The organism is Mycetocola sp. Y444, assembly GCF_059445295.1.
On the sequence record NZ_JCAIUB010000001.1, the window covers coordinates 617,728 to 643,890 of the forward strand.

Below are 26,163 nucleotides of genomic sequence, written 5' to 3' on the forward strand. Positions count from 1 at the left end.
TTCGCGTGGCAGAAGCGCGGAGAGACCGGAGACAGCGTGTATTTGAAGAGCCTCACCCTCAAGGGCTTCAAATCGTTCGCGCAACCGACGACTTTTGCATTCGAACCCGGCGTGACCTGTGTGGTCGGTCCGAACGGATCCGGGAAGTCCAACGTCGTCGACGCCCTGGCCTGGGTGATGGGCGAGCAGGGCGCAAAAACGCTCCGCGGCGGCAAGATGGACGACGTCATTTTTGCCGGCACGTCGACGCGCGGCCCGCTCGGTCGCGCACAGGTCATCCTCACCATCGACAACTCGGATGGCGCCCTCCCGATCGAGTACACCGAGGTGACAATCAGTCGCACCCTGTTCAGGAACGGGGGCAGCGAGTACGCGATCAACGGCGACACGTGCAGGCTGCTCGACGTGCAGGAACTCTTGAGCGACTCAGGACTCGGGCGCGAGATGCACGTCATCGTCGGTCAGGGCCAGCTCGATGCGGTACTTCGGGCGAGCCCGGAGGAACGTCGCGGCTTTATCGAGGAAGCCGCAGGCATCCTGAAGCACCGCCGCCGCAAGGAGAAGACGCTCCGCAAGCTCGAGGCAATGCAGACCAACCTCACACGGCTGAGCGACCTCGCGGGGGAGATCCGCAGGCAGCTGAAGCCGCTCGGCCGACAGGCTGAGGTCGCCCGCGAAGCGCAGACCATCGCCTCCATCGTCCGTGATGCCAAGGCGAGGCTGCTCGCCGATGAGGTCGTCACGCTCAGGACCCTGCTCGACGGTTATGGCCGTACCGAGAGCGAGAGGCACACCGAGCGCATCGTGCTGCAGGAGCAGCTCGAGCAGAAACAGCTGCGCATCGCGCGGATCGAGCAGGCTCAGGTGGGCGACGCCGTCGACGCGGCACGGCGCACGAGTTTCGCGCTCGAGTCCGTGCAGGAGCGGCTCCGCAACCTCTTCACCCTCGCCAACCAGCGGCTCGCTCTCCTCGGAGCGCAGTCAGAGTCCTTCGACGCATCTTCGAGCGTCACGCGAAGCATGGTCGACGATGCGCGGGCCGAGGTCGACGCACTGAAGCAGGCGATCCTCACGGCGGAAGACGCCTGGCGTTCCGCCCAGCAGGCGACCCTCGCCTCCCGTGAACGACTCGACGCCGTCGACATGGAGATCGCCGCCCAGAGTGCCCTCGTCTCCCGGCACGACCTGGAGATCACGAAGCTCAGCGGGCAGGCCGACGCCGCGTCGTCGCGGCTGGCCGCCGTGCGTGGCGAGCGTCTCCGCCAGGAGAACGCGCTCGCCGCCGCGACTGAGCGCAGGGAGGCGGCCGTGCGGCAGTTCGCCGAGGTCGAGGAGAGCGCGGCTGACGTGGACGCGGGGGAGAGCGGGCTCGACGAAGCCTACGAACTCGCGCAGGCACGGGTGTTCGAGACCGAGGCCGAGATCGAACGCCTCCGCGAACTGCTCCATGGCCACGAGCGTGAGCGCGACGCGCTCGCCGCACAGACCAGCGCCCTCTCCCGGGCACTCAACATCAAGGACGGCTCAGCCGACCTCATCGCCGCCGGGCTTGACGGCATCCGCGGTGTCGTCGCCGATGCCGTCTCGGTGACGCCCGGATTCGAGGCGGCCATCGCATCGGCGCTCGGGACGCTCGCCGACGGGCTCCTCGCTGACGACAGGGCTGCCGCCGAGCGCGCCATCGCGCACGCGAAGGATCACGACCTCGGTCGGGTCGAAATCGTGATGGCGGATGCCACGGCGCGGCAGGTCGAATGGCCTGCGATCGAGGGCGTGGTTCCCGCGACGAGTGTGGTCACGGCGCCGACCGGTGTGCTCGGCATCCTGACTTTCATCGGAATCGCCGAAGACGTCGACGCAGCACGCCGCGCCGCACCACAACTCGGCAGGCTTGGCGGGCCCGTCACCCTGATCACCCGCACCGGTGACGTGCTCACGGACTTCGTTTTGCGAGGAGGATCGGGCGCCAAGCAGGGCCGCATCGAACTCATCGCCGAGCGCGACGCTGCGGCTGAGCGGCTGACCGAGGTGACCTCGGCGCTCGACGACGTCAGGTTCGACCTCGACGAGCAGCGGACGGCGCTCGCCGGAGCGAAGGAGCTCTCGCGCGCCGCCCTCGGTGCGCTGCGCGAGTTCGACGCGCAGCTGGCGGCGCAGGCGGAGAAGCTCAACAGGGCACGGGTCCAGGTCGAGGCGTCGACCGCGGAGAGCGACAGGCTTCAGTCCGCGTTCGCGCAGTCGGCTGGCGCAGTGGCCGAGGCGGAGTCCGCAGCGAACAAGGCCAGGGCCGAACTGGATGCCGCGCGCTCGAGGCCCCGCCCGATCCTGGACGTTTCGGGGCGCGAAGCGCTCCTCGTCGAACTCGAGCAGGCCAGGGAACGTGAGATCGAGTCCCGGCTGCAACTTGAGACGGCGAGGGAGCGCGTCAGGTCAGAGGAACAGCGGGTCAAGAACCTGCTCGCGCAGATGGAATCCGACCGGGTCGCCGCCGAAGCAGCCGCGCGCCGCGCCGTGATCCGCGGGCGCCAGATGGATGCGGCAACCGCCGTCGCGAACATCCTTCCCTCCGTGCTCGACTCCGTTGACGGGTCCGTTGCCGAGGCGAAACTCGTGCTGGCCAGGGCTGAGGAGGAACGCGCGAGCCAGAATGCCGAGCTCACCGGGTTGCGCCGCGAGGAGCAGGGCCTGCGTGAACGGCTCCAGGTGATCACGGAGAACGTGCACGGGCTCGAACTGCAGATCTACGAGAAGAAGCTGCACCTCTCCAGCCTGCTCGAACGGGCCGCTTCGGAGCTGGGCCTGGTCGAGGACGTGCTCGTCGCCGAGTACGGGCCCGACGTGCTTATCCCGACCGACCAGGCCTCAAACGAACCCGACAACGACAACGAGAGCGACGGCATCCGTTTCTCCCGCCCCGAACAGCAGAAGCGACTCGAGAAAGCGGAGCGCAAGCTGGCGCAGCTGGGTCGCGTGAACCCGCTCGCCCTCGAGGAATTCGCCGCGCTCGAACAGCGACACAAGTTCCTCACCGAGCAGCTCACCGACCTCACCAACACGCGCAAGGACCTGCTGACGATCATCGAGGAACTCGACGACAAGATGCAGGCGATCTTTGCCAGCGCCTTCGACGACACACTCACCGCGTTCGGTGAGGTGTTCCCGGTGCTGTTCCCCGGCGGTACCGGCAGCATTTCGCTGACCAACCCCGACGACCTGCTCACGACGGGCATCGAGGTCACCGTGAAGCCGGCCGGCAAAAAGATCGAACGGCTGTCGCTCCTCTCCGGTGGAGAACGCTCACTGGCCGCCGTCGCCCTGCTCATTGCGATCTTCAAGGCGAGGCCGAGCCCGTTCTACATCATGGACGAGGTCGAGGCGGCGCTCGACGACGCGAACCTCGGCCGCCTGCTCACGATCTTCGAAGACCTTCGGCGATCCAGCCAGCTCATCGTGATCACGCACCAGAAGCGCACGATGGAGATCGCGGATGCCCTCTACGGCGTCTCGATGCGGCAGGACGGAGTGTCGGCGGTCGTGGGTCAGCGGGTGGCGAACGAGGAGAAGGCGAGCTGACGACTCGTTAGTCTTAGTACATGGCACAAACTTCGTCCTGGTCCCTGTCGGGCGCTCTCAAGGGCATGTTCTCCAAGCCCACGATCGACGAGAACACGTGGGAAGACCTCGAGTACGCGCTGCTCACCGCTGACTTCGGCCCGGATGTCACCGAGGCGGTCATCGATGACCTGCACGCCAAGGTCGACAGGTACCGCACCACCGACCCTCGTGACCTGCAGCGGATGCTCCGCGAATCGATCGAAGAGCGTCTTTCGAAATACGACACAACGTTGAAGCTCACCGAGCGGCCGGCCGTCGTGCTCGTCGTCGGCGTCAATGGCGTCGGCAAGACCACAACGATCGGCAAGTTCTCGAAGTTCCTCGGCACGTACGGACGCACTGTCGTCGTCGGAGCCGCTGACACCTTCCGCGCCGCTGCCGTCGAGCAGCTCGCCACCTGGGCTGAGCGCGGGGGAGCGCAGATCGTGCGCCCGCAGCAGCACGGCCAGGACCCGGCATCCGTCGCCTTCCAGACCGTTGATTTCGCCAAGAGGAACGGCATCGAGATCGTCCTCATCGACACGGCCGGACGGCTGCAGACCAAGGGCGGTCTGATGGACGAACTCTCCAAGATTCGCCGCGTCGTCGAGAAGCAGGCGCCGATCTCTGAGGTGCTCCTCGTGCTCGACGCGACGACAGGTCAAAACGGGCTCTCCCAGGCCGAAGCATTCATTGAGCATGCCGGGGTGACCGGCCTCGTCCTCACCAAGCTGGACGGGTCCGCGAAGGGCGGCTTCGTGCTCGCGGTCCAGGAGAAGACCGGCATTCCGATCAAGCTCGTTGGCCAGGGCGAGGGCATCCACGACCTCACCGGCTTCACCCCGCACGTGTTCGCACAGAAACTGGTTGGCTGATATGACAACGGAACACGACTTCTTCGGCGCGCTCGAAAGCGACGCGAACGGTGGAATCTACTGGTCGGAGACCGTCGAGGTCGGCGATCAGCCCGTCGACGTCTCCGTGAGTTCTCCCGGTGACCGGACCGTCACCGTCGAAGGCCTCGACACCGCTGCCGGGTTCGTCAGTTCCCTCGACGGGCTCGACCTGCGTGCCCGTGAGGCCATGCTCAGTGACGTCGACAACCGCAGCTCTGACGTGACGAGCTTCATCGAAGCGACCGTCGAAGAGGTGGGGGAGGACCTGCCCGAGATGCTCGTCGACCGGTCAGGGGACAACGACGTCGACATCATCCGTTCGCTCCAGCTCATCCGCGTCGCGATCCACCCCCACCAGACCGGTGAGGGTGCGCCGTTTGCGTCGTTCGAGTTCGCGTTCGACCCGGACAACTCCGACCTCGCGCTCGTCGTCTCGCTGTCGAACCGGGGCGAGTCGGTCGGCATCGAACTGCTCGAGTAGACACTCACAGCCACAACGTCACCCGGTACCGCCCACGCTCGGTAAACTGGATCTCAAATGGCTACTTTTGGAAACCTCTCAGACCGGCTCTCCGAGACTTTTAAGAACCTCCGCAAGAAGGGTTCGCTGTCGGCATCGGATGTCGACGGTACAGTCCGCGAGATCCGTCGCGCCCTGCTCGACGCCGACGTCGCCCTCGACGTCGTCAAGGAATTCACCGGCAAGGTCCGTGAACGCGCCCTCAGCGATGAGGTCAACAAGGCGCTCAACCCGGCACAGCAGGTCGTTCAGATCGTCAACGACGAGCTCGTCGCCATCCTCGGTGGGCAGCAGCGTCGTCTCGAGTTCGCGAAGAACCCGCCGACGGTGATCATGCTCGCCGGTCTCCAGGGTGCGGGTAAGACCACCCTCGCCGGCAAGCTCGCCAAGTGGCTCGCGAAAGACGGCCACACGCCGCTCCTCGTCGCCGCCGACCTCCAGCGCCCCAACGCGGTAACGCAGCTCACCGTCGTCGCCGAGCAGGCCGGAGTCGCGATCTATGCTCCCGAGCCCGGCAACGGTGTCGGCGACCCGGTGCGGGTCGCGAAGGACTCGATCGCTTACGCCAAAACCAAGCAGTTCGACACGGTCATCGTTGACACCGCCGGACGCCTCGGCGTCGACGCCGAGCTGATGAAGCAGGCATCGAACATCCGCAAGGCCATCGATCCGGACGAAGTACTCTTCGTCATCGACGCCATGATCGGTCAGGATGCCGTCAAGACCGCCCAGGCGTTCCAGGAAGGCGTCGACTTCACCGGCGTGGTTCTGTCGAAGCTCGACGGCGACGCCCGCGGTGGTGCCGCGCTGAGCGTGGCATCCGTCACCGGCAGGCCGATCATCTTCGCCTCGACGGGTGAGGGACTCGACGACTTCGAGCCGTTCCACCCCGACCGGATGGCGAGCCGGATCCTCGACCTCGGTGACATCCTCACCCTCATCGAGCAGGCGCAGTCGGCGTTCGATGAAGAAGAAGCCATGGCGATGGCGGAGAAGTTCTCGACCGAGACCTTCACGCTCGATGACTTCCTCAAGCAGATGCAGCAGTTGCGCAACATGGGCTCCATCAAGAAGATGATGGGCATGCTGCCGGGCATGGGCCAGATGAAGCAGCAGCTGGATTCGTTCGACGAGCGCGAGATCGTTCGCACCGAGGCCATCATCCAGTCGATGACCCTCGCCGAACGCCAGAACTCGAAGCTGCTCAACGGCTCGCGCCGCCTGCGCATCGCGCGCGGTTCGGGCTCGACGGTGACCGAGGTCAACGCCCTCGTGAACCGGTTCGAGCAGGCCGCGAAGATGATGAAGACCGTCGCCAAGGGTGGTGTGCCGCAGATCCCGGGCATGGGACCCATTCCCGGTGCGCGCAGCGGCGGCTCGAAGAAGCAGCAGCCCAAGAAAAAGGGTTCGAAGAGCGGTAACCCCGCCAAGCGCGCGACGGAAAATGCGGCTCTCGCGTCGGGCACCAAGCCCGGTGCTGCCCTGACGCCCGGTGGAACCGGGTTCGGACTCGGTGGCGCGACAGGTCAAGGCCAGGCCGCTCCCACTGAGGAAGAACTCGCGACCCTGCAGAAGTTCCTCGGGAACTGACCCCCGGTCACTCCGCGTCTCAGCGAACACACCCGTTCCGGTCGAGAACACCCGTTACAGCGGATGTTCTCGACCGGAACGGGTGTTCTCGTATCGGGGGCTGCCGGGTCAGAGCTGCGTGTCAGGGGCTGCCGGATCAGTGGCTGACGAAGCCGGCTCTGAGCTCGCCGATCAGTGACTTGACCACGGCGGTGAGGTCGCCCTCGTTCTCGGCCGCCGTCGCCTGCTGGCGGGTGTAGCTGCCGCCGGTGTCGATGATCGACGGGATCGAGGCGAGTTCCTGGGCGCAACCGAGTCGCTCGGCGATCGGGGCGAGAGAACCGACGAGGTCACGGATGTCGTCTGTCACGGACCGTTCCGTGCCGTGCCGGTCGGTGATGATGGTCGCGTCGAGGCCGTAGCGTGCTGATCGCCACTTGTTCTCGCGCACGTACCACGGCGGCAGGGTGGGCAGCTCGTGTCCCTCGTCGAGGAGCGTCGAGAGGTGCTCGACGAGGCAGTGGATGAGGGAAGCGACCGCGGCAAGCTCGGCGTGTGTCGAGGCGCCGTCGCAGAACCTGACCTCGATGGTTCCCCAGTGCGGCGATGGTCGGATGTCCCAGCGCACCTCGGTGTAGTCGTCGATGGTGCCCGTCGCCGTCATGTCCTGGACGTACGCTTCGAACTCGGCCCAGTCCGCGACCTGGTACGGCAGCCCGGCCGTTGGAAGCTGCTGGAACATCAGCGAACGGTTCGACGCATACCCGGTGTCGATGCCGCCCCAGTACGGGCTCGACGCGCTCAGGGCCTGCAGGTGCGGGAAGTACCTGAGCATGCTGTTGAGGATGGGGATGACCTTGTCGCGGTCTTCAATGCCAACGTGCACATGCATGCCCCAGATGAGCATGTTGCGTCCCCACCACTGGGTGCGCTCGATGAGCTTGTGGTACCTCGCCTTGTTTGCAACAGGCTGGTCGTACCACTGCCCGAACGGGTGTGAACCGCTTCCGATCAGTTCAATGCCGCGGGGATCTGTGACACGACGGACCTCGGTGAGCTGGGCGTCGAGATCGGCGACGGCGTCGGAGACCCGGTGGTGAACCGCACTCACAAGCTCGATGGTGTTGAGGAGGAGTTCACCGGTGATCCGGGGGTGCGGCTGGCCTTCGGGGCTCTCGAGGTCCTGGAGCACCTCGTCAGCGGCGGAAACGAGTTCACCTGTGTCGCGGTCGACGAGGGCGAGTTCCCACTCGATCCCGACGGTCGACCGTTCAGATCGTGTGAACTCAATGCCCATACCGTTGTCCGCATCCGCCGCGCGGGAGCGCAGCACCCTTTCATCATTCCACGCGCGGCGGCGCTGTGGATCTAGGCTCTAGGCATGACGACAACTCACGCACAACGACCGGTTCGTATCGGCGTGCAACTGGCACCACAGCACGCCGAATACCGGACCATCCGCGACGCAGTATCCGAACTCGAAGACGCTGGCGTCGACATCCTGTTCAACTGGGACCACTTCTTCCCGCTGTCGGGCGAGCCTGACGGGCTCCACTTCGAGGCGTGGACGATGCTCGGCGCCTGGGCAGAGCAGACGAGCCGTGTCGAATTCGGCACGCTCGTGAACTGCAACAGTTACCGGAACGCCAACCTTCAGGCCGACATGGCCAGGACCCTCGACCACATCTCGGGTGGCCGCTTCATCTTCGGCACAGGCGCCGGCTGGTGCGAGCGCGACTACGACGAGTACGGCTACGAGTTCGGCACCCCTGGCTCACGGATCGCCGCTCTCGCGAACGACCTTCCGGTGATCAGAGAGCGGTGGTCGAAGCTCAACCCGCCACCGGTGCGGAAGATCCCCATCATGATCGGGGGAGGCGGCGTCAAGAAGACACTGCGCATCGTCGCTGAGCACGCCGACATCTGGCACAGCTTCAGCACGCCGGAGGTGCTTGCCGAGAAGCTCGAGGTTCTCCGCGCTCACGGAGAAGACGTTGGCCGCGACGTCAGCGAGATCGAGATTTCCACGGAGATACGAGATTCGAGCGAGGAGAACGCCGAGAAGCTTCTCGAACTCGGAACGACGATGTTCACGATCGGACTCAGCGGGCCCGACTACGACATCGCGAAGGTCAAGCGCTGGCTGGACTGGCGCGACCGCATGAACGGCTAGGGACCGGCAACCGAACGTGGTCACACAACGCCGAAATATCTGACAGAATGGTTAGTCGAGTCTGTACTCGCCCGACCCTCTAATCAGGCGCTACAGCATTAGAAGGCTTTCGGACCGAGTGTGCCCCCACGCTCCCGGTGACGAGCACAATCACACAACAAATAATTCAGGAGAATTGTGTCTGTCAAGATTCGTTTGAAGCGCATGGGTAAGATCCGTGCGCCGTACTACCGCATCGTCGTTGCTGACTCGCGCACCAAGCGCGACGGCCGCGTCATCGAGGAAATCGGCAAGTACCACCCCACCGAGAACCCCTCCTTCATCGAGGTCAAGTCTGACCGCGCGCAGTACTGGCTCTCCGTTGGCGCACAGCCGACCGAGCAGGTTGCCGCTCTTCTCAAGCTCACAGGTGACTGGGGCAAGTTCAAGGGTGACAAGGATGCCGTTTCCACCGTCAAGGTGAAGGAGCCCAAGGTTCCCTTCGTCGCAGACGAGAAGAAGAAGCCGGTCCTCAAGCCAAAGGCAGAGAAGCCGGCCGTCAAGGAAGAGGCTCCTGCCGCTGACGAGACCGCTGCAGAAGAAGACAAGGCGTAACAATTGCTCGCACCTGCTCTCGAACACCTCGTCAAGGGGATTGTTGACAATCCGGACGACGTGACCGTCGTAGCGCAGAGCTCACCACGCGGTGAGGTCCTCGAGGTTCGCGTGAACCCCGAGGACCTCGGCCGTGTGATCGGCCGTTCAGGCCGCACGGCAAAGGCACTGCGCACACTGGTTTCAGCCCTCGCCGATGGCCGACGCGTCCGCGTCGACGTCGTCGACACCGATTCCTAAGGTGAGCACCGACAAAATGCCGAAGACCCAGCTCCGGGTGGGTCGGCTCACGAAGGCCCACGGGCTCAAGGGAGCCATCAAGCTCGAACTCTTCACCGACGACCCCGGCAGACGATTTGTCCCCGGCGCCGTCTTCACCCTCCAGGTTCCGACAGGATCGCCCTGGCACGGCAAGACGCTCACTCTGAGCGAGCTGCGCTGGTACAACGGCCACGCCGTCGGCTTCTTCGAGGGTGTCACCGATCGCTCCGAGGCGGAAACCCTCGTGAAAGCGATCCTCTGGATCGAACAGGACTCCGCTGAGCCTTCCCAGGAGGAAGACGCGTGGTACGACCACCAGCTGGTCGGGCTCGCTGTCTCGCGTGATGGCCAGACCATTGGCTCCGTTGCCCGGGTCGAGCACTTCCCGGCGCAGGACCTTCTCATCGTGAAGACGCCTCAGGGCGAGGTCATGCTTCCGTTCGTGAAGGCGCTCGTTCCCGCCGTGGACATCGCCGCGGGGATCGTCACCATCACGCCACCGCCTGGCCTCTTCGAGGAGTTGCCGGACGAGCCCGATGACGAGACTGACGCGCCGGTCGACGCGGATGCCGCTGACGGTGTTGAGGCTGATGCTGACGTCGCCGAAACCGACGCTGATGAAGCGGATGCCTCTGCCGAGTCCGCTGCGGACGTCGCGGTTTCAGACCACACGGACCGCTAACCCCGGTTTCACGATGCAGGTCGCCGGGCGACCGGCGTCCCCGCCAGCGTGGGCCGCGTCCGGCGTCCGCCCCGTGCCACCTAGGATTTCTCATATGCGTATCGACATCGTCACGATCTTTCCCGAGTTCTTCGATGTGCTCGATATCTCCCTCCTCGGCAAGGCGCGGCAGGCCGGAATCATCGACCTCGGCGTGCACAACCTCCGCGATGCCACGACGGACCGCCACCGCACCGTCGACGACACCCCGTACGGCGGCGGTGCAGGGATGGTGATGAAGCCCGAGCCGTGGGGGAAAACCCTCGACGGCATTCTCGCCGCAGACGGTTCGGAGGCCGACCACGAGAAGGGGCCCCTCGTCATCTTCCCCTCGCCGGCCGGTGAGGTCTTCACGCAGTCGATGGCCCGCGAGCTCTCCACCGAGGAACACCTGGTGTTCGGGTGCGGTCGCTATGAGGGCATCGACCAGCGCGTGTTCGATGACACGGCAACCCGGGCGCGGGTTCGGCTCGTCAGCCTCGGCGACTACGTCCTGAACGGGGGAGAGGTCGCCGTGATGGCAATGATCGAAGCAATCGGTCGGCTGATTCCCGGTGTCGTCGGCAACCCGCATTCCCTCGTCGAAGAGTCGCACGAAGACGGACTCCTCGAGGCACCGAGCTACACCAAGCCAGCATCCTGGCGCGGCCTCGACGTTCCTCCGGTTCTGCTGAGCGGTAATCACGCTGCAATCGCGGCGTGGCGCCGTGAGCAGCAACTCGAACGCACCAGACGGGTGCGTCCGGACCTGCTTCAGCCCTGAGCGATCGGTCCGGCACACGGGGGGATATTCCCAGCACACGGGCCTAGGCTTGGGCCATGATCGTACGCCGGGTATATCGGACCTGGATGCTCGTCGCATCCGTCGCCCTTCCCATCTGGCCGCTTATCGGCTGGGGCATCTTCGGCGGTGGCGGCTGGGAGTTCGTCGGCCTCGTCATTGCCATGCCGATTCTCTTCCTCGCTCTCGCCGCGGTATCCCTGCTGATCTACGCGCGCCCGACGGTACGCCGCGAGAAAGCCGTGAACTGGTGGGACGTCCTCGTGCTCACTCTCTGGCACGTGTTCATCATCGGCTTCGGGTTGTTCGGTGACAACACCACGACATTCGCCGTCCTCGGAGTACTCGCCGGCATCGTCGCGTTCTGGTACTCGGTGTGGGCGTTCTTCAAGGATGCCGCGAAGCGCGCGCGGGAGACCCTCGCCGAGTTCGAGCAAATGGCGACGGCGCCCACCATCGGCCGGGTTCCCCCCGGTGCGACCGGCGTGGCGAGTGAGCAGGTAATCATCGTCAGGGAGAACCCCAGGGACGAGCCGTAGCCCACCCCGCTTTGCGCGTGGCATCCGATTCATGACAGAATAGAACATTGTGCCGCGGCCGGACTCTGCCACAGGGGAGTAAGCGCCTTCGCCCTGACTTTTCAGGGCAAGCGGACACACATCAACTCAACCCCTTATTCGTAGTCGACCTGTGGCGGTTACAGAGAGCGAACTATCATGCACATCCTCGACAGTGTCGATGCAGCATCCCTCAAAAGCGACATCCCTGAATTCCGCGCCGGTGACACGGTCAAGGTTCACGTCAACATCGTTGAGGGCAGCCGTTCTCGAATCCAGGTCTTCCAGGGCATCGTGATCGGTCGCCAGGGCGAAGGCGTCCGCGAGACCTTCGCCGTTCGCAAGGTCAGCTTCGGCGTTGGCGTCGAGCGCAAGTTCCCGGTGCACTCCCCGGTGATCGAGCAGATCGAGGTCATCACCCGCGGTGATGTCCGTCGTGCCAAGCTCTACTTCCTCCGCGAACTGCGCGGCAAGAAGGCGAAGATCAAGGAAAAGCGCTTCAACTAAGGTTTCTGAGAACTCAGCGAAACTTCACCGAGCTCCCCACCGATAAACTGGTGGGGAGCTCGGGCGGTTATATGACAGATATCACAGTGCCAGCGGACGATACGTCCGCCAGGTTGCGACGACGATCGCAGAAGAAAGGCGCGCTCCTCTTCGTGAGGGATGTGCTCGTTATCTTCGTCGTCGCCCTGCTCGTCTCCTTTCTCATCAAGACGTTCCTCGTCCGGTCGTTCTTCATCCCGTCGAGCTCCATGGAGCAAACCCTTCAGATCGACGACCGCATTCTCGTCAACGAGCTGGTGCCTGACCTCATCGACGTCCAGCGCGGCGACGTTGTCGTGTTCCGCGATCCGGGCGGCTGGCTGCCGCCGTCGGTCGAGCCGGAGCAGGCTCCGTTGATCGCCGCGGCCGACTGGGTGCTCTCGGCGATCGGGCTGTCGGCCTCTGACAGCGACGACCACCTCATCAAACGCGTCATCGGCCTTCCCGGTGACCATGTTGTCTGCTGCAACGCCCTCGGGCAGATGACCGTCAACGGCGTTCCGCTGAACGAGCCATACGTCACGCTTCCCGCCGGGGTCGCCACCGTGTCGAAGGACGCCTTCGACGTCACGGTTCCCGACAATTCGCTCTGGGTGATGGGCGATAACCGGTACAACTCGAAGGACTCGCGGTACAACCGCGAACAGCCCGGCAACGGGTTCGTCCCCATCGATAATGTTGTCGGCCGCGCCTTCGTCATCAGCTGGCCGAGTTCGCACTGGGGCTGGCTCGACAACCATCCGTCGGTCTTTGCCGGAATCCGGGACCCGGAAGGGTCATGATGGCGGTCTGCGACCCGACCGACCTCGTCGAGCGGGAATTCTTCTCGGCCGGTTCCCGGTTCGTGATCGGGTGTGACGAAGTCGGCCGCGGCGCTGTCGCAGGTCCTGTCGCCGTCGGTATGGCTGTCGTCGCCGAGACCTGCGGCGCCCACCCCGATGGGCTGCGCGATTCCAAACTGCTCAGCCAGAAGCGGCGCGAGGAACTCGAACCGCTGCTCAGGAAGTGGGTGCTGTTCGGCGCCGTCGGAATCGCCGACGCGCGGGAGGTCGACGACCTCGGCATCGTCCACTGCCTCGGCCTCGCCGGCAAGCGGGCACTTCAGTTGCTTCACTCACAGGGCGCAGACGTCTCCTCGAGCGTGATCCTCCTCGACGGGAACCATGACTGGCTGAGCCCGGTGCTGTCGACGCCGCTCGACGTCAGGACCCGGATCAAGGCCGACCGGGATTGCGTGTCGGTCGCCGCGGCATCCGTCCTGGCCAAAGTCCACCGTGACGCGATGATGATCGCGCAGGATGCTGTGCTTCCCGGCTACGGCTGGAGCGGCAATAAGGGCTACGGAAGCGGCGAACACCTCGACGCCATCCGCACACTCGGTATGACCGAATTCCACAGGAAGAGCTGGCTGGTTTCCTACGCGTAGGATGGACTCACCATGGAAGAAGACGAGTTCGAGGACTACGACCGCGAGGTCGAGCTGGCCCTGTATCGCGAGTATCGCGACGTTGTGTCGCAGTTCAAGTACGTGATCGAGACGGAGCGCCGGTTCTATCTGGCGAATGACGTCGACCTCGTTCGCCGCGACACCGAGCACGACTTCTACTTCGAGATCACCATGACCGACGTGTGGGTCTGGGACGTCTACCGGTCCGACCGTTTCGTAAAGAGCGTGCGGGTGCTGACGTTCAAGGATGTCAACATCGAAGAACTCTCCACCCGCGACTTCGAGCTTCCGAAGGAACTCGCGCTCGACGAGTAAGGCGCCCGGCTCCCGAGGCCTCGATTGCGTCGCTTTCGCGTGCGACTATTGTCTCCATGGCGGAGACTGATGCCGGAACGGGGCGAGGCACTGGCCACCGCCTGATCCGGATGTCGGGTCGGGACCCCGCCGAGCCACACCGCGGTGCCACCCCACTCGAGCTGCTCTTCGACCTGACGTTCGTCGTGGCGATCAGCCAGGCCAGTTCCCAACTGGCGCATCTGCTGGCAGAAGGCCACACGGCATCCGCTGTTCTCGGGTTCTCCTTCAGCATGTTTGCCATCTGCTGGGCGTGGATCAACTTCACCTGGTTCGCGTCGGCATACGACACAGATGACTGGTTCTTCCGGGTCACGACGATGGTGCAGATGATCGGCGTTCTCGTGCTGGCACTCGGCCTGCCCGCCGTCTTCGAGTCGGTCGACCATGGCGAGTACCTCGACAATCGGGTCGTGGTCGCCGGATACGTCGTCATGCGCATCGCGATGGTTGCCCAGTGGCTGCGGGCCGCGCGGAGCGACCCGCCGAGGCGCAGGGTGGCTCTCACGTACGTCGGATTCATCGCTGTCGCCCAGGTCGGCTGGATCGTGCTTGCCGTAATCGACGTGCCGCTCCTGGCGTTCTGCGTCTTCGCCGTCATGCTGTACCTCACCGAGCTCGCGGGCCCGCTCACCGCCGAGAAGCGGTTCGGGAACACCGGATGGCACCCGCACCACATCGCCGAGCGTTACGGACTGCTCACGATCATTGCGCTCGGCGAAGTCATTCTCGGCTCGGTCGCGTCGGTGGCGGCCGTTGTCGAGAACCACGGCTGGAGCGCGGAAGCGGTGTTGCTCGTCGTGGCAGGTATCGGCCTTGCCTTCGGGCTCTGGTGGATGTACTTCATGCTTCCGGCCGGGCGGCTGCTCGAGCGACACCGGAGGCGGAGCTGGGTGTGGGGATACGGGCACATCGTTCTCTTCGCGTCGATTGCCGCGACCGGTGCAGGGCTCCACGTTGCCGCTTACGTCGTTGAGGATGCTGCGCACATCGCGGTGAGCGGGGCGGTCCTGGCCGTGGCGGTTCCCGTTGCGGTTTTCCTGGTCGCGCTCTTCATCCTGCACAGTCTTTTGCTGGGTGAAGCCGCCCGGTTCCAGGTTGTGCCTCTCGCGTGCGCCATTGTCCTGCTCGCGTGCGCCGTTGCGCTCGCGGGTGCTGGCACGCCGCTCGGTCCCTGCCTGCTGGTGGCGATGGCAGCGCCAGCAGTAGTCGTGGGCACGTTCGAGGTGGCGGGACACCGAGGGCAGGAGCGCATTCTCGCCCGGGCCCTCGGGTAACAACTGCGGCCCTGTTCAGGACCTACTTGAGCAGCCGCGAGAGCACCCGGTCGGCGAGCACCTTCCCGCCGGTCTGGCAGGTAGGGCAGTACTGGAACGTCGAGTCGGCGAAGATGACCTGCCGCACCATGTCTCCGCACACCGGGCAGGGCTCGCCGGTGCGGCCGTGCACTTGCAGGCCGGCTTTCTTCTCTTTCTTCAATTCGGATGCCGCGAGGCCGTCAGCGCGCTCGATCGCGCTCCGCAGCGTGAACTGCATCGCGTCGTAGAGGCGCGCCACTTCCTCATCGTCGAGGGTTGCCGGCTTGAACGGAGACATCCTTGCGGTGTGGAGGATCTCGTCCGAGTAGGCATTGCCGATGCCGGCGATCACCGACTGGTTACGCAGCACGCCCTTGAGCTGAGCTCGCCCCGCCGAACGGAGGATGGCTGCGAGGGCGTCGACGGTGAAGCTTTCGTCGAGCGGGTCCGGGCCGAGCCGCGCGATCCCGGGGACATCCGCCGGGTCACGAACCACCGAGAGTGACAGGCTCTTCTTCGAGCCGGCTTCGGTGATATCGATGCCTGACCCGTCATCGAGGACGAGCCGCGCTGCGAGTGCAGTTTTTCCGCCCCGCGCCGACCGCTCAGGCGCGTTGTCGCGCCAGCGGATCCAGCCGGCCCTCGCGAGGTGGAGCACAATGTGCAGGTCGCCGGCACCGATGTCGAGGAACTTGCCGTGGCGGGAGACCCCGTCGATCGTCGCGCCGGCGAGCGCCGTGACGGGCGGGTCGTAGGTCTTGAGCGCCGCGAATGCGATGACCTCGAGCCGTTCGATGACGCGGCCGGTGAGGCGGGCGCCGAGGTCGGCGGTGAGCGCGTGTACTTCGGGGAGTTCTGGCACGGTCCCAGTCTGACGCGCGCCGCCGTCATCAGTCCAGCGTGGTGGCTGCCACCCGGGCCTTCGGTTGCCACGGAGTGCGGTGATCCCGCTCGGGGACGTGCGTTTGCGACATCTGTAGCAGGATGCCCGTCCTCCCCACGCGGACGTCCCGACGGGATTTTCCGCAGATGTGTGGGTGGGCGGCAGGACGGGCGACCGCGCGCCAGCATCGAGGGATGAAGGTACTCGTGTCGAATCGGATCGCGCTCGGGCGCCGCGGCGAAGATCTCGCCGCTGAGCACCTCACCGGGCTTGGCTACCGGGTAATCGCACGCAACTGGCGTTGCCGACAGGGCGAAATCGACATCGTTGCCACGCGCGGTGATGTCATTGCATTTGTGGAGGTGAAGACGCGCTCCTCGCTCGCTTTCGGGCATCCGTTCGAAGCCGTCACGCCAATGAAACTGGCCCGTCTGCGTCGGCTGGCTGCCGCGTGGTGTGCTGAGAACGATCCGCAGACGCCGCGCATCCGCATCGATGTGATCGCCGTCGTGATTCCTCACGATGGTCCATTCACCATCGAGCACCTGAGCGGGGTGTCCGCGTGACGGTCGGACGCACCTGGGCCGTCGCCCTTCTCGGCCTCGACGGCTCACTCGTCGAAGTCGAAGCCGACATCTCGGCCCAGCTGCCCAAGTTCGTGATCATCGGCCTCGCCGATCGTTCCCTCGGTGAGGCGGAGGGCCGGGTCCGTCAGGCGGCGACCAATGCCGGGTGCCGGCTGTCGGGCCAGCGCATCACCGTGAACCTGTCGCCAGCGAGCCTGCCCAAGAACGGGTCAGGCTTCGACCTCGCCATCGCGCTCTCGTGCCTCGCCGCCGACAGCGTTGTGTCGAATGAATCGATCGACGGCGTTGTCCACATCGGCGAACTCGGTCTCGACGGGAGGCTGCGGCCCACCCCCGGGGTGCTGCCCGCGGTCCTCGCCGCCGTGCGCGCGGGCCGAAAAACGGTGATGGTTCCGGCGGGAAACGAGCACGAGGCCCGCCTTATCCCCGACGTGACGGTCATCCCTGTGGCATCGCTCCGTGAGGCCGCTATCTGGCATGGCGCCGCCCTGACGCCGGTGGAGGTCACACCGATACTCGCCGCAGCGACGGATGCCGAGGCGCCGGTCGATTTGGATCTCTCGGAGATCGTCGGCCAGGAAGACGCGATCCAGGCGCTCCTGGTCGCAGCGGCCGGCGGCCACCACCTCATGATGCTCGGCCCGCCCGGGGCGGGAAAGACGATGCTCGCCGCCCGGCTCCCCGGCATCCTGCCCGACCTCGACGTCACCGAAGCACTCGACGTGACCTCGGTCAGGTCGCTCGCCGGACAGCCGATAGGCACGCAGCTCGTGTCGCGCCCGCCCTTCGAGAGTCCGCACCACACAGCGACGACCGCGGCGATCCTCGGCGGCGGGAGCAAGCTCATCCGCCCCGGTGCGGCGGCGAGGGCTGCGCACGGTGTCCTCTTCCTCGATGAGGCACCGGAATTCCAGGCGAGCGTTCTTGACGCACTGCGCCAGCCGCTCGAATCCGGAACCATCAGCATCCACCGTGCCAACGCCGTCGCCCATTTCCCGGGCAGGTTTCAGCTCGTCCTCGCTGCGAACCCCTGCCCGTGCGGCCAGTACGGCAGCAGGGAGAATTCGTGTGTCTGCCCGCCGTCCGCGATTCGTCGTTACCTCGGCCGTCTCTCCGGACCGCTCATGGACCGGATCGACATCCAGCTCAGAATGCGGCGGATCTCGCGGGCAGAAATGGTGCTCTCGGGTGAAAGCGCCGGCACGCACAGCGCTGACGCACGGCGCGTGGTCTCGGAGACCCGGCAGCGCACCATGGCCCGTCTGGCGGGCACCCCGTGGACCACGAACGGGCAGGTGCCAGGCCCGTGGCTGCGTGCAGGTCCGCGAGCGTTGCCGCGTGACGTCACAGAACCGATTGATCGCGCGCTCGAACACGGCAGCATCACCATGCGCGGATACGACCGTGTGCTTCGCGTCGCGTGGACTCTCGCCGATATGGAGGCGGCCCAACGGCCGGAGAAGACGCACATCGGGCGGGCTCTGTTTCTCAGGAAGGGGATCTGACATGCGGGTGTTCGAACTCGACGCCGACGACGTGAACATGGCGATATTCTCGATAACCCCACAGGCCGTCGTCGACGCTGCCCGCGAATCCGGTGCGACGGCCGAGGTGGCGGCGGAGCGATTCGCCCGAGCCGTCTGGACGGGCATCGTCGAGCCGGGAGACGGCACCGCCGGATCCTTGATCGATGCTGTCGGTGCGACCGCGGCACTGCGCATGCTGATCGAGCGGTGGGGTCCGCAGCGGATTAGCGCGGCGCTTGGCGGCACTCGTAACGACGGTGCTCCTGGTGACAGCGACCCGAGTGACGGCGACTTGCTCGAGCACGTTCAGAAAGCGTGGGCCAGGTGGATTCCCCGGCTGGATTCCGCAGCAGCGATGGCATCCATCCGGCTTGCCACACACAACGGCGCGACGCTCATTTGCCCTGACGACGGCTGGTGGCCGGCGGGGCTGAACGACCTGGGCCCGCATGCCCCGCTCGCGCTCTGGGTGAGAGGGGATCCCTGGCGGTTACCGGCGACCTCGCCGTCGATTGCGCTGGTCGGCGCTCGCGCGGCCACCGGCTACGGCGAACACGTGACGGTCGAAGCCGCGAGCGCTCTCGTCGATCGTGGTTTCACCATAGTGTCCGGGGCGGCGTACGGAATCGACGGAGCGGCACACCGCGCAGCGCTCGCCTCGCAGGGCACGACGGTTGCGTTCCTCGCCGGGGGAGTCGACCGCCCGTATCCGAGCGGCCACGACGCGCTGATCGGGCGCATTATCGAGACGGGCGCCGTCGCTTCGGAGGTGCCCTGCGGAGTGCCGCCGAGTAAGTGGCGTTTTCTCCAACGCAATCGACTTATAGCTGCGGTCAGTTCGGCGACCGTCGTGCTCGAAGCGGGGTGGAGGTCGGGCTCGCTCAACACTGCCGGCCACGCTGCGGCGCTCGGCAGGCCGCTGGGTGCCGTGCCGGGCCCCGTGACGAGTGCCGCGTCTGCCGGATGCCATCGGCTGATCAGAGAGTATGGAGCGACGTGCGTGACGAACGCCGACGAGATGGCCGAACTCGCGGGGGAGGTGGACCTGGGAGTTGGCATGCCCGGAGACACGCCCTCCCGGGGGACTGATCGAAGCTCGGATGAGGTGCGGGTGCTCGATGCGCTGAGCACCCGATCGGGTCGCAACGTCGACGACATCGCACGGCGGGCCGGGCTTCCTGTCGATGCGGTGCAGTCAGTACTCGGCGTGCTGGAACTCGACGGCGTGGTGGGAGAGCGTCCGCTGGGCTGGGTGTACCTGCCTCAGGGGCGCTGAGGCGGAGGCACGTGTTCAGCGGGTCAGACGACCTCCTCCAGGAGCCTCACCTGGTCGGCAAGCAACCGGGCACGGATCTCGGGACGATAAACGTCGACGTGCGCGACGTCGTAATCGATCTGGCGTCCACGCGGGGCACGGTTAGCGAACTCGCTCACCTGATCGAGCGGGGACTCCCGATCCCCGACGGCAGCGCAGACCGACAGGGCCACAACCTCGATCCGTATCTCGTCAGGAAACGAACGATACCCGCGTGGTTGACGGGCGTTCAAGGGGCTCCCCGGAAAGACCGGCGGGTAGAACCGTACTGGATGGTATGGTCCTGCCATGAGTGAAGCACGGGAGCGCTGGCTGAACGAGGGCGTCCGCGTCCTGATGGACGAGGGGTTCAACGGCGTCCGGATTGACAGGCTCGCGGCCAGGCTCGGTCTGTCGAAGGGGTCGTTCCACCATCACTTCGCCGGCGCAGATGACTTCAAACACGCGCTGCTCGGCCGGGTCGAACAGCTGTCGCTCGAGGCGCTCGAACGGGCGGTCAACAGTTCTGCGAAAACAGCCACCGCGCGGGACATCCTGGGGCGCCTTACCGACGCCGTCGGAGCTCCGGAGGCGGGACTGTACCGACCGGAACTGGACATCGCGGTGCGCGGGTGGGCCCTCTCTGACGCTGACGCGAGTGCCACCCTGGCGAGGATCGACGAAGCGCGACTCGCGGCGCTGGAGCAGGTATGGCGACCGTACGTTCGGACGGACGCCGAGGCGCGCATCGCCGCCCTGGTCCCGTACCTGCTGTCCGTCGGAGCCGCGGTCACCTCACCGCCGGTCTCAGGTGCAGAGTTGAAAGCTGTGTTCGAGCGGATCCTGCCGCTCGTTCCCGAAGTGCCGGGGGAGTAGGCCCCTCTCGCCGCCGAAGGATTCACCTTCAGACCCCTTGATCCAGACCATACGGTTTGGTATGTTTTGGCATCAGTTCAAAGGTGGTTGACCATGACTGCACTGCCAGCGCCCGTCTGGCCCGTTCTCGCGCTCGCCGCGATCCAGGTGGCCGACGGCATCCTCTGTATCAAGCCTGTCGGGTTCGTGGCAGCGTGCTTCACCGACGTCAATTTCCCGAGGCGGTACTGGCGGCTCATGACCCCGGTCAAATTCGCCGCAGCCGTGGGTCTTATGGCAGGCATCTGGATTCCTTACCTCGGTGCGATCACGTGCGCGGCGCTGGTGCTGTATTTTCTCGTCGCGATCTCCATGCACATCGCCGCCCGCGACTTCGGCAGGAATCTCTTCCTGAACGCAACGGGGATGCTGGCCATTTGTGTGGCGACAGGGATGTTCTGTTTTCTGCTGTGAAGCTCGTCGCTCACCAGCGTCCCAATCCGGGCAGAGAGCGATTCGTGGTGCGCCTGCGGGGGATAGGGCAGCGGGTGCGCAATTCTTGACGGATGAAGATCCCGTCCGCCGTCGCTCAATACATCGACCACATAGCGGTCGAGCGGCAGTACTCCGAGTCGACCTGCAGGGCCTATGAATCCGACCTCACTGACTTCGCGGCGTTCGCGGCGAAACGTGAGAGGGCTCTCGTGACTGATGTGGACCTCGACCTGCTGAGGGACTGGCTCTGGAAATCGTCCCAGTCAGGGCTCGGGCCGTCGACGCTCGCCCGACGATCCGCTTCCGTCAGAGGGTGGTCCGCCTGGCTCGCGCACAACGGACATGTCCCGGTCGATACCGCGGTTCGGCTGCGGTCGCCGAAGACAGGCAGGGCCTTGCCGCACGTGGTGCAACGGCCCCAGATGGACGCCATGCTGGATTCCCTCGCCGAACTGGCCGCGGAAGGCGATCCGGTCGCCCTGCGCAACGCGGCGCTCATCGAATTGCTCTACGCAACCGGGACCCGGGTGTCGGAGCTGTGCGGCCTGAATGTCGATGACATCGATCTCGACCGACTGACCCTCCGCGTGGTCGGCAAAGGATCAAAGGAACGCGTCGTTCCGTTCGGTGTCCCCGCGCACTCGGCACTCGTCGACTACCTGCGGCTCGGTCGCGACGCCCTGCTGGCGCGCGGGAAAGAGAGAACGGATGCCGTGTTCCTCGGTGTGAAGGGAGCGCGAATGGGTCCGAAGAGCGTGTACAACCTGGTCAGTCGGCTGCTGGCGTCGCTTCCGGGTGGCTCTGCCCAGGGGCCCCACGCGCTTCGGCACACAGCGGCGACACATTTGCTCGACGGCGGCGCCGATCTTCGCGCGGTCCAGGAGATGCTCGGCCACGCCTCACTCGGCACGACCCAGATCTACACCCACGTCTCAACCGAGCGACTGAGGGAGAGCTACCGCGGCGCTCACCCCCGCGCCTGAGTGGATCTCAGCCCTCCAGCGGGAGGAGCACCGCCCGGTGGAGGGACTCGAGCAACGCGAGGGGGCTCACATACTCGCCGTGGAGCCGGACGCCGAAGTGCGCGCAGGATCCCGAACAGTGACCGCCGGAAGTCACGGTGCCGATCACGGCGCCCGCCAGGACCTGATCGCCCTCGGCCACCGTGGCGATGACGGGCTCGATGCTCGACACCAGCCCGTCGGGAAAAGTGATCGACAGCACCGGCCGGTCGACGACCGTACCAGCGAAGCTCACCGCGCCGTCTGCCGGTGCCACGACCGACGTGCCCGCGGGCGCTGAGAGATCCACTCCGCGGTGACCGGCCGAGTACCTGGTGGCCGGTGCCTCGAACCGCCGGAGAACCACCCGTGGCCCTGCGACGGGCCACACCCAGCTGTCGTCTGCTCTGGCGATGGGGGACGTGGCCTGACCGACCCGCGCTGCGGCATCCGGAACCGCAGCCGCGGTCGGCACCGCGAGGGTGGCGGCCACGCAGCTCGCGGCGAGAGCGCCGGAAAAAACTCCGTGCGATCGAAGGGTCATCCACCCACACTGGCCCGAAGCGCCCAGCGGCTCAGCGCCGGACGAGTGCCTGTGCCGAACGCGCAGGCCAGAGGCAGCTGTTCGGGACTCCGACGGCTGTCCCGTGCTGCTAAGATATTCGGAGCACCTCGCATGTCGGGGTGACTACGCGTGCCCATTCGGCTCCCACTTCCAATCGGTCTCTCTCGTGAAATACGACAGGGCGGACGTGCGCCGGGCACCAGGAGGAGCGGCCACTCGGCCGCACTGACAACCGACAGACGCTCGCCCGGCATCCGGGCGCGTCAGAATAGGAGAACGGCTCATGGCCGTCGTAACCATTCGCCAGCTGCTCGACAGCGGCGTGCACTTCGGGCACCAGACCCGCCGTTGGAACCCGAAGATGAAGCGCTTCATCTTCACGGAGCGTTCCGGCATCTACATCATCGACCTCCAGCAGTCGCTTGGATTCATCGACAAGGCATACGACTTCGTCAAGGAGACCGTCGCCCACGGTGGAACCATCCTTTTCGTTGGTACCAAGAAGCAGGCACAGGAAGCGATAGCCGAGCAGGCAACCCGCGTCGGCCAGCCCTACGTCAACCAGCGCTGGCTCGGTGGACTCCTCACCAACTTCCAGACGGTATCCAAGCGTCTCGCTCGCATGAAAGAGCTCGAAGAGCTTGACTTCGAAGACACCGCAAAGTCGGGCTTCACCAAGAAGGAAATGCTCATCAAGAAGCGCGAGCTCGACAAGCTTCACAAGTCGCTCGGTGGAATCCGCAACCTCACCAAGACGCCGTCGGCTCTGTGGGTTGTCGACACCAAGAAAGAGCACCTCGCCATTGACGAGGCCAAGAAGCTCGGTATCCCCGTGATCGGTATCCTCGACACGAACTGCGACCCCGACGAAGTCACCTACCCGATCCCGGGTAACGACGACGCGATCCGTTCGGTCGGCCTGCTCACCCGCATCATCGCTGACGCAGCCGCTGAAGGCCTCATCCAGCGTCACCAGAAGCCGGTCGAGGGCGACGCCCCCGTCGAGCCGCTGGCTGCATGGGAAGCAGAACTCCTCGGAGCTGACGCTGCTGCAGCTGACGCGCCCGCAGCAGACGACGCCGCAACCGAAGCGCCGGTCGAGCAGAACGACGCTGACGCTGAAGTAGCCGAGAAGAACGCGGCAATCCCGGAAGACGCTCCGGTCGAGGTCGTTGCCCCCGAAAGCGACGAGAAGACTGAAGAGCGCCTCGAGGCGGAAGCGACCGAGGCTGAAAAGCAGCCGGTCGCCGACAACAACTAACCCGTAAACGAGGAGTTCACGAATATGGCAAACATCGCTCTTGCTGACATCAAGGCTCTTCGCGAGCAGCTTGGGACCGGAATGGTCGACACCAAGAACGCGCTCGTCGAGGCCGACGGTGACATGGAGAAGGCCACCGAAATCCTGCGTCTCAAGGGAGCAAAGGGTAACGCCAAGCGCGCCGACCGCTCCACGAGCGAGGGTCTCGTTGCTGTCAAGGAAAACGGCACGACGGCAACGATGATCGAGCTCGCCTGCGAGACCGACTTCGTTGCGAAGAACGACAAGTTCGTCGCTCTCGCCGACAAGGTCCTGGAAGCTGTCGCGGCATCCGGTGCATCCTCGCTCGAGGAAGCACTCGCCGCACCGGCCGGTGACCAGACGGTCGCCGACCTGATCAACGACCAGGCCGCCATCCTCGGCGAAAAGGTCGAGCTGCGCCGTGTCGCGCTGGTAACGGGTGAGCAGTTCGCTGTTTACCTGCACAAGACCAGCAAGGACCTGCCGCCGCAGATCGGTGTTGTCGTCAGCTACACCGGTGATGACGCAGAAACCGCCCGCGCGGTCGCCCAGCACATCGCCATGTTCGACCCGCAGTACCTCACCCGCGAAGAAGTTCCGGCTGAGACTGTGGACAAGGAGCGCGAGATCGTCACCGAGATCTCGAAGAACGAAGGAAAGCCGGAAGCGGCACTTCCCAAGATCGTCGAGGGTCGCCTGACCGCCTTCTTCAAGCAGGTTGCCCTGCTCGAACAGGACTACGCACGCGACAGCAAGATTCAGGTCAAGAAGGTTCTTGCCGATGCGAACCTGACAGTGACGGGCTTCGCCCGCTTCAAGGTCGGCGCGTAAGCACATCATGAGGAGTCCGGATCACAGTCGTGATCCGGACTCCTTTTTTGTGTGCGGCCACTCGCTCACACCAACTCCCCATCTCTGAAGTTCAAGGAAAGGCGTACAACGGATGTCTGCAGCCACGAAGAAGCGCAGGGTACTGCTCAAACTCTCCGGAGAGTCGTTTGGGGCAGGCTCCCTCGGCGTCAACCCCGACGTCGTTTCGAACATCGCCCGCGAGATAGCGGAAGCGGCAAAGACCGTCGAGATCGCGATCGTCGTCGGTGGAGGGAACTTCTTCCGCGGGGCAGAGCTGTCCCAGCGCGGCATGGATCGCGGCCGAGCTGACTACATGGGGATGCTTGGCACCGTCATGAACGCCCTCGCCCTCCAGGATTTCCTCGAGCAGGCCGGTGCCGAAACCCGGGTTCAGTCCGCGATCTCCATGACGCAGGTGGCTGAACCGTACATTCCGCGCCGGGCGGAACGTCACCTCGAGAAGGGCCGGGTCGTGATCTTCGGCGCCGGCGCCGGCTTGCCGTATTTCTCGACCGACACCGTCGCCGCCCAGCGCGCGCTCGAGATCGGCGCAGACATCGTCCTTCTCGCGAAGAACGGCGTTGACGGCGTCTACACGGCGGACCCGAAGGTCGACCTCAGTGCGACCCGCATCGATCACATCACGTACCAGGAGGCCCTGCAGAAGGGGCTCAAGGTCGTTGACTCCACCGCGTTCAGTCTCTGCATGGACAACGCGATGCCCATGCAGGTGTTCGGCATGGCGCCAGAGGGCAATGTCACCAAGGCCATCCTCGGTGACGGCATCGGAACGCTCGTCTCCAACTGACCCGCCGGTCTCCGGCCGACCTCGAGTCCTCCGCCTAGAATGGAGGACGACTACACGCAACAAGAAGGAGTCGCACGTGATTGCCGAAGTTCTCTCTGACGTAACAACCCGAATGGGAAAAGCGGTCGAGGTCGCGAAGGAGGACTTCGCTACCGTACGAACGGGGCGCGCAAACCCCCAGATGTTCCAGAAGATCCTCGTGAACTACTACGGCACCCCGACTCCTCTCGACCAGCTTGCGTCGCTCAACAACGCCGAGGCGCGCACGATCATCGTCAGCCCGTACGACAAGACGGCGCTAAAGGACATCGAGCAGGCCATCCGCGACGTACCGAACCTCGGTGCCAACCCCACCAATGACGGCACCATCGTCCGGGTCACGCTCCCTGAACTCACTCAGGAGCGCCGCAAGGAGTACGTCAAGATCGTGCGTACCAAGGGCGAGGACGCGAAAATTGCTGTCCGCAACATCCGTCGTAAGGGCAAAGATGACCTCGACGCGCTGAAGAGCGAGGTCGGGGATGACGACGTAGCGAGGGCCGAAAAGGAACTCGAGCAGGTCACGAAGACCCACATCGACGCCATCGACGACGCTCTGAAGCGCAAAGAGACCGAACTGCTTGAGATTTAGGCGCCCGTGGCTTCTGGAACGACGGTGACGGCATGACCGAACCCGGTGACGGACCAAGGGGACGGGCCCCTCG

Annotated in this window: 29 protein-coding genes; 25 read left to right on the plus strand and 4 right to left on the minus strand. The window is 65.1% G+C overall.

Features of this window, described 5'->3' with window-relative positions:
• Positions 1-36: 36 nt before the first annotated feature.
• From smc to ffh, 4 genes are read left to right on the plus strand one after another with little or no spacing between them, the layout of a single operon-like run.
• The gene (gene smc, locus AC1C2M_RS02970; protein WP_495435203.1) at positions 37-3,573 is read left to right on the plus strand and encodes a chromosome segregation protein SMC; all 3,537 of its coding nucleotides are present in this window, start codon (positions 37-39) and stop codon (positions 3,571-3,573) included.
• A gap of 20 nt (positions 3,574-3,593) precedes the next feature.
• On the plus strand, positions 3,594-4,469 hold the full coding sequence (ftsY, locus tag AC1C2M_RS02975; protein ID WP_483404439.1) for a signal recognition particle-docking protein FtsY: 876 nt from the start codon (positions 3,594-3,596) through the stop codon (positions 4,467-4,469).
• A 1-nt stretch (position 4,470) separates the two neighbouring features.
• Entirely contained in the window at positions 4,471-4,971 is a 501-nt protein-coding gene (locus AC1C2M_RS02980) for a DUF2004 domain-containing protein (protein ID WP_483404438.1), read from the plus strand.
• 57 nt (positions 4,972-5,028) lie between these two features.
• Positions 5,029-6,600: a signal recognition particle protein gene (ffh, locus tag AC1C2M_RS02985; RefSeq protein ID WP_483404437.1), complete on the plus strand. Its 1,572-nt coding sequence runs from the start codon at positions 5,029-5,031 to the stop codon at positions 6,598-6,600.
• A 136-nt stretch (positions 6,601-6,736) separates the two neighbouring features.
• Here ffh and AC1C2M_RS02990 read toward each other — a convergent pair whose 3' ends face one another.
• Positions 6,737-7,876, minus strand: coding sequence for a glutamate--cysteine ligase (locus tag AC1C2M_RS02990; RefSeq protein WP_495435684.1), 1,140 nt, complete (start codon positions 7,874-7,876; stop codon positions 6,737-6,739).
• 84 nt (positions 7,877-7,960) lie between these two features.
• Between AC1C2M_RS02990 and AC1C2M_RS02995 the strand changes: the two genes are divergently transcribed.
• From AC1C2M_RS02995 to AC1C2M_RS03045, 11 genes are all read left to right on the plus strand, one after another.
• Positions 7,961-8,752: an LLM class F420-dependent oxidoreductase gene (locus AC1C2M_RS02995; protein ID WP_495435204.1), complete on the plus strand. Its 792-nt coding sequence runs from the start codon at positions 7,961-7,963 to the stop codon at positions 8,750-8,752.
• A 177-nt stretch (positions 8,753-8,929) separates the two neighbouring features.
• Positions 8,930-9,346, plus strand: coding sequence for a 30S ribosomal protein S16 (gene rpsP, locus AC1C2M_RS03000; protein WP_108391333.1), 417 nt, complete (start codon positions 8,930-8,932; stop codon positions 9,344-9,346).
• A 3-nt stretch (positions 9,347-9,349) separates the two neighbouring features.
• Positions 9,350-9,586 carry an RNA-binding protein gene (locus AC1C2M_RS03005; protein WP_090709355.1) on the plus strand — a complete coding sequence of 79 codons (237 nt, stop codon included), beginning with the start codon at positions 9,350-9,352 and terminating at the stop codon, positions 9,584-9,586.
• A gap of 16 nt (positions 9,587-9,602) precedes the next feature.
• Positions 9,603-10,289, plus strand: coding sequence for a ribosome maturation factor RimM (rimM, locus tag AC1C2M_RS03010; RefSeq protein WP_495435685.1), 687 nt, complete (start codon positions 9,603-9,605; stop codon positions 10,287-10,289).
• 94 nt (positions 10,290-10,383) lie between these two features.
• Complete coding sequence (gene trmD / locus AC1C2M_RS03015; protein ID WP_483404434.1) at positions 10,384-11,091, plus strand: tRNA (guanosine(37)-N1)-methyltransferase TrmD; 708 nt, start codon at positions 10,384-10,386, stop codon at positions 11,089-11,091.
• Positions 11,092-11,147: 56 nt separating this feature from the next.
• Positions 11,148-11,648 (plus strand): hypothetical protein, encoded by a 501-nt coding sequence (locus AC1C2M_RS03020; RefSeq protein ID WP_483404433.1) that lies wholly within the window; start codon positions 11,148-11,150, stop codon positions 11,646-11,648.
• 177 nt (positions 11,649-11,825) lie between these two features.
• Entirely contained in the window at positions 11,826-12,173 is a 348-nt protein-coding gene (rplS, locus tag AC1C2M_RS03025) for a 50S ribosomal protein L19 (RefSeq protein ID WP_483404432.1), read from the plus strand.
• Between the two features lie 71 nt (positions 12,174-12,244).
• Positions 12,245-12,994 carry a signal peptidase I gene (gene lepB, locus AC1C2M_RS03030; protein WP_483404431.1) on the plus strand — a complete coding sequence of 250 codons (750 nt, stop codon included), beginning with the start codon at positions 12,245-12,247 and terminating at the stop codon, positions 12,992-12,994.
• Positions 12,991-13,638, plus strand: a complete 648-nt coding sequence (rnhB, locus tag AC1C2M_RS03035) for a ribonuclease HII (protein ID WP_495435206.1) — start codon at positions 12,991-12,993, stop codon at positions 13,636-13,638. The genes lepB and rnhB overlap by 4 nt, the downstream gene beginning before the upstream one ends.
• Positions 13,639-13,650: 12 nt before the next feature.
• Positions 13,651-13,974, plus strand: coding sequence for a DUF2469 domain-containing protein (locus AC1C2M_RS03040; protein WP_108391321.1), 324 nt, complete (start codon positions 13,651-13,653; stop codon positions 13,972-13,974).
• Between the two features lie 56 nt (positions 13,975-14,030).
• Positions 14,031-15,290: a low temperature requirement protein A gene (locus AC1C2M_RS03045; protein ID WP_495435207.1), complete on the plus strand. Its 1,260-nt coding sequence runs from the start codon at positions 14,031-14,033 to the stop codon at positions 15,288-15,290.
• A gap of 22 nt (positions 15,291-15,312) precedes the next feature.
• On the opposite strand, the gene AC1C2M_RS03050 is transcribed toward AC1C2M_RS03045, so the two are convergent.
• The gene (locus AC1C2M_RS03050; protein ID WP_483404428.1) at positions 15,313-16,173 is read right to left on the minus strand and encodes an Fpg/Nei family DNA glycosylase; all 861 of its coding nucleotides are present in this window, start codon (positions 16,171-16,173) and stop codon (positions 15,313-15,315) included.
• A gap of 215 nt (positions 16,174-16,388) precedes the next feature.
• On the opposite strand from AC1C2M_RS03050, the gene AC1C2M_RS03055 reads away from it, so the two are divergent.
• The 3 genes from AC1C2M_RS03055 to dprA are packed head-to-tail and all read left to right on the plus strand — an operon-like array spanning position 16,389 to position 19,583.
• Positions 16,389-16,760, plus strand: a complete 372-nt coding sequence (locus AC1C2M_RS03055; RefSeq protein WP_483404427.1) for a YraN family protein — start codon at positions 16,389-16,391, stop codon at positions 16,758-16,760.
• Positions 16,757-18,286 (plus strand): YifB family Mg chelatase-like AAA ATPase, encoded by a 1,530-nt coding sequence (locus AC1C2M_RS03060; RefSeq protein ID WP_483404426.1) that lies wholly within the window; start codon positions 16,757-16,759, stop codon positions 18,284-18,286. The genes AC1C2M_RS03055 and AC1C2M_RS03060 overlap by 4 nt, the downstream gene beginning before the upstream one ends.
• Before the next feature lies 1 nt (position 18,287).
• Positions 18,288-19,583 carry a DNA-processing protein DprA gene (gene dprA / locus AC1C2M_RS03065; protein WP_483404425.1) on the plus strand — a complete coding sequence of 432 codons (1,296 nt, stop codon included), beginning with the start codon at positions 18,288-18,290 and terminating at the stop codon, positions 19,581-19,583.
• Positions 19,584-19,606: 23 nt separating this feature from the next.
• Here the strand turns inward: dprA and AC1C2M_RS03070 are convergent, their stop codons facing one another.
• Positions 19,607-19,855: a hypothetical protein gene (locus AC1C2M_RS03070; RefSeq protein WP_483404424.1), complete on the minus strand. Its 249-nt coding sequence runs from the start codon at positions 19,853-19,855 to the stop codon at positions 19,607-19,609.
• A 55-nt stretch (positions 19,856-19,910) separates the two neighbouring features.
• Between AC1C2M_RS03070 and AC1C2M_RS03075 the strand changes: the two genes are divergently transcribed.
• The 3 genes from AC1C2M_RS03075 to AC1C2M_RS03085 all read left to right on the plus strand — a co-directional run bounded on the left by AC1C2M_RS03075 (position 19,911) and on the right by AC1C2M_RS03085 (position 21,934).
• Positions 19,911-20,477: a TetR family transcriptional regulator gene (locus AC1C2M_RS03075; RefSeq protein ID WP_495435208.1), complete on the plus strand. Its 567-nt coding sequence runs from the start codon at positions 19,911-19,913 to the stop codon at positions 20,475-20,477.
• A gap of 93 nt (positions 20,478-20,570) precedes the next feature.
• Positions 20,571-20,930 (plus strand): DoxX family protein, encoded by a 360-nt coding sequence (locus AC1C2M_RS03080; RefSeq protein WP_483404422.1) that lies wholly within the window; start codon positions 20,571-20,573, stop codon positions 20,928-20,930.
• Positions 20,931-21,022: 92 nt separating this feature from the next.
• Entirely contained in the window at positions 21,023-21,934 is a 912-nt protein-coding gene (locus tag AC1C2M_RS03085; RefSeq protein WP_483404421.1) for a tyrosine recombinase XerC, read from the plus strand.
• 7 nt (positions 21,935-21,941) lie between these two features.
• Here the strand turns inward: AC1C2M_RS03085 and AC1C2M_RS03090 are convergent, their stop codons facing one another.
• A complete protein-coding gene (locus tag AC1C2M_RS03090; RefSeq protein WP_495434152.1) occupies positions 21,942-22,496 on the minus strand; it encodes a murein hydrolase activator EnvC family protein in 555 nt (184 codons plus the stop codon).
• Positions 22,497-22,800: 304 nt separating this feature from the next.
• On the opposite strand from AC1C2M_RS03090, the gene rpsB reads away from it, so the two are divergent.
• The 4 genes from rpsB (at position 22,801) to frr (ending at position 26,090) form a co-directional block, all read left to right on the plus strand.
• Positions 22,801-23,778: a 30S ribosomal protein S2 gene (gene rpsB / locus AC1C2M_RS03095; RefSeq protein WP_483404419.1), complete on the plus strand. Its 978-nt coding sequence runs from the start codon at positions 22,801-22,803 to the stop codon at positions 23,776-23,778.
• 24 nt (positions 23,779-23,802) lie between these two features.
• On the plus strand, positions 23,803-24,630 hold the full coding sequence (tsf, locus tag AC1C2M_RS03100) for a translation elongation factor Ts (protein WP_483404418.1): 828 nt from the start codon (positions 23,803-23,805) through the stop codon (positions 24,628-24,630).
• Between the two features lie 112 nt (positions 24,631-24,742).
• The gene (gene pyrH, locus AC1C2M_RS03105; protein WP_483404417.1) at positions 24,743-25,459 is read left to right on the plus strand and encodes a UMP kinase; all 717 of its coding nucleotides are present in this window, start codon (positions 24,743-24,745) and stop codon (positions 25,457-25,459) included.
• Between the two features lie 76 nt (positions 25,460-25,535).
• Complete coding sequence (frr, locus tag AC1C2M_RS03110; RefSeq protein WP_483404416.1) at positions 25,536-26,090, plus strand: ribosome recycling factor; 555 nt, start codon at positions 25,536-25,538, stop codon at positions 26,088-26,090.
• Positions 26,091-26,163 lie beyond the last annotated feature (73 nt).

Coding starts and splice junctions, on each gene's coding strand:
- AC1C2M_RS03075 (WP_495435208.1), top strand. CDS start 19,911: ATGAGTGAAGCACGGGAGCGCTGGCTGAACGAGGGCGTCCGCGTCCTG.
- dprA (WP_483404425.1), top strand. CDS start 18,288: ATGCGGGTGTTCGAACTCGACGCCGACGACGTGAACATGGCGATATTC.
- AC1C2M_RS03020 (WP_483404433.1), top strand. CDS start 11,148: ATGATCGTACGCCGGGTATATCGGACCTGGATGCTCGTCGCATCCGTC.
- AC1C2M_RS03085 (WP_483404421.1), top strand. CDS start 21,023: ATGAAGATCCCGTCCGCCGTCGCTCAATACATCGACCACATAGCGGTC.
- ffh (WP_483404437.1), top strand. CDS start 5,029: ATGGCTACTTTTGGAAACCTCTCAGACCGGCTCTCCGAGACTTTTAAG.
- rimM (WP_495435685.1), top strand. CDS start 9,603: ATGCCGAAGACCCAGCTCCGGGTGGGTCGGCTCACGAAGGCCCACGGG.
- AC1C2M_RS02995 (WP_495435204.1), top strand. CDS start 7,961: ATGACGACAACTCACGCACAACGACCGGTTCGTATCGGCGTGCAACTG.
- AC1C2M_RS03045 (WP_495435207.1), top strand. CDS start 14,031: ATGGCGGAGACTGATGCCGGAACGGGGCGAGGCACTGGCCACCGCCTG.
- pyrH (WP_483404417.1), top strand. CDS start 24,743: ATGTCTGCAGCCACGAAGAAGCGCAGGGTACTGCTCAAACTCTCCGGA.
- rplS (WP_483404432.1), top strand. CDS start 11,826: ATGCACATCCTCGACAGTGTCGATGCAGCATCCCTCAAAAGCGACATC.
- lepB (WP_483404431.1), top strand. CDS start 12,245: ATGACAGATATCACAGTGCCAGCGGACGATACGTCCGCCAGGTTGCGA.
- AC1C2M_RS03040 (WP_108391321.1), top strand. CDS start 13,651: ATGGAAGAAGACGAGTTCGAGGACTACGACCGCGAGGTCGAGCTGGCC.
- trmD (WP_483404434.1), top strand. CDS start 10,384: ATGCGTATCGACATCGTCACGATCTTTCCCGAGTTCTTCGATGTGCTC.
- AC1C2M_RS03055 (WP_483404427.1), top strand. CDS start 16,389: ATGAAGGTACTCGTGTCGAATCGGATCGCGCTCGGGCGCCGCGGCGAA.
- AC1C2M_RS02990 (WP_495435684.1), bottom strand. CDS start 7,876: ATGGGCATTGAGTTCACACGATCTGAACGGTCGACCGTCGGGATCGAG.
- AC1C2M_RS02980 (WP_483404438.1), top strand. CDS start 4,471: ATGACAACGGAACACGACTTCTTCGGCGCGCTCGAAAGCGACGCGAAC.
- tsf (WP_483404418.1), top strand. CDS start 23,803: ATGGCAAACATCGCTCTTGCTGACATCAAGGCTCTTCGCGAGCAGCTT.
- rnhB (WP_495435206.1), top strand. CDS start 12,991: ATGATGGCGGTCTGCGACCCGACCGACCTCGTCGAGCGGGAATTCTTC.
- ftsY (WP_483404439.1), top strand. CDS start 3,594: ATGGCACAAACTTCGTCCTGGTCCCTGTCGGGCGCTCTCAAGGGCATG.
- rpsB (WP_483404419.1), top strand. CDS start 22,801: ATGGCCGTCGTAACCATTCGCCAGCTGCTCGACAGCGGCGTGCACTTC.
- AC1C2M_RS03090 (WP_495434152.1), bottom strand. CDS start 22,496: ATGACCCTTCGATCGCACGGAGTTTTTTCCGGCGCTCTCGCCGCGAGC.
- AC1C2M_RS03080 (WP_483404422.1), top strand. CDS start 20,571: ATGACTGCACTGCCAGCGCCCGTCTGGCCCGTTCTCGCGCTCGCCGCG.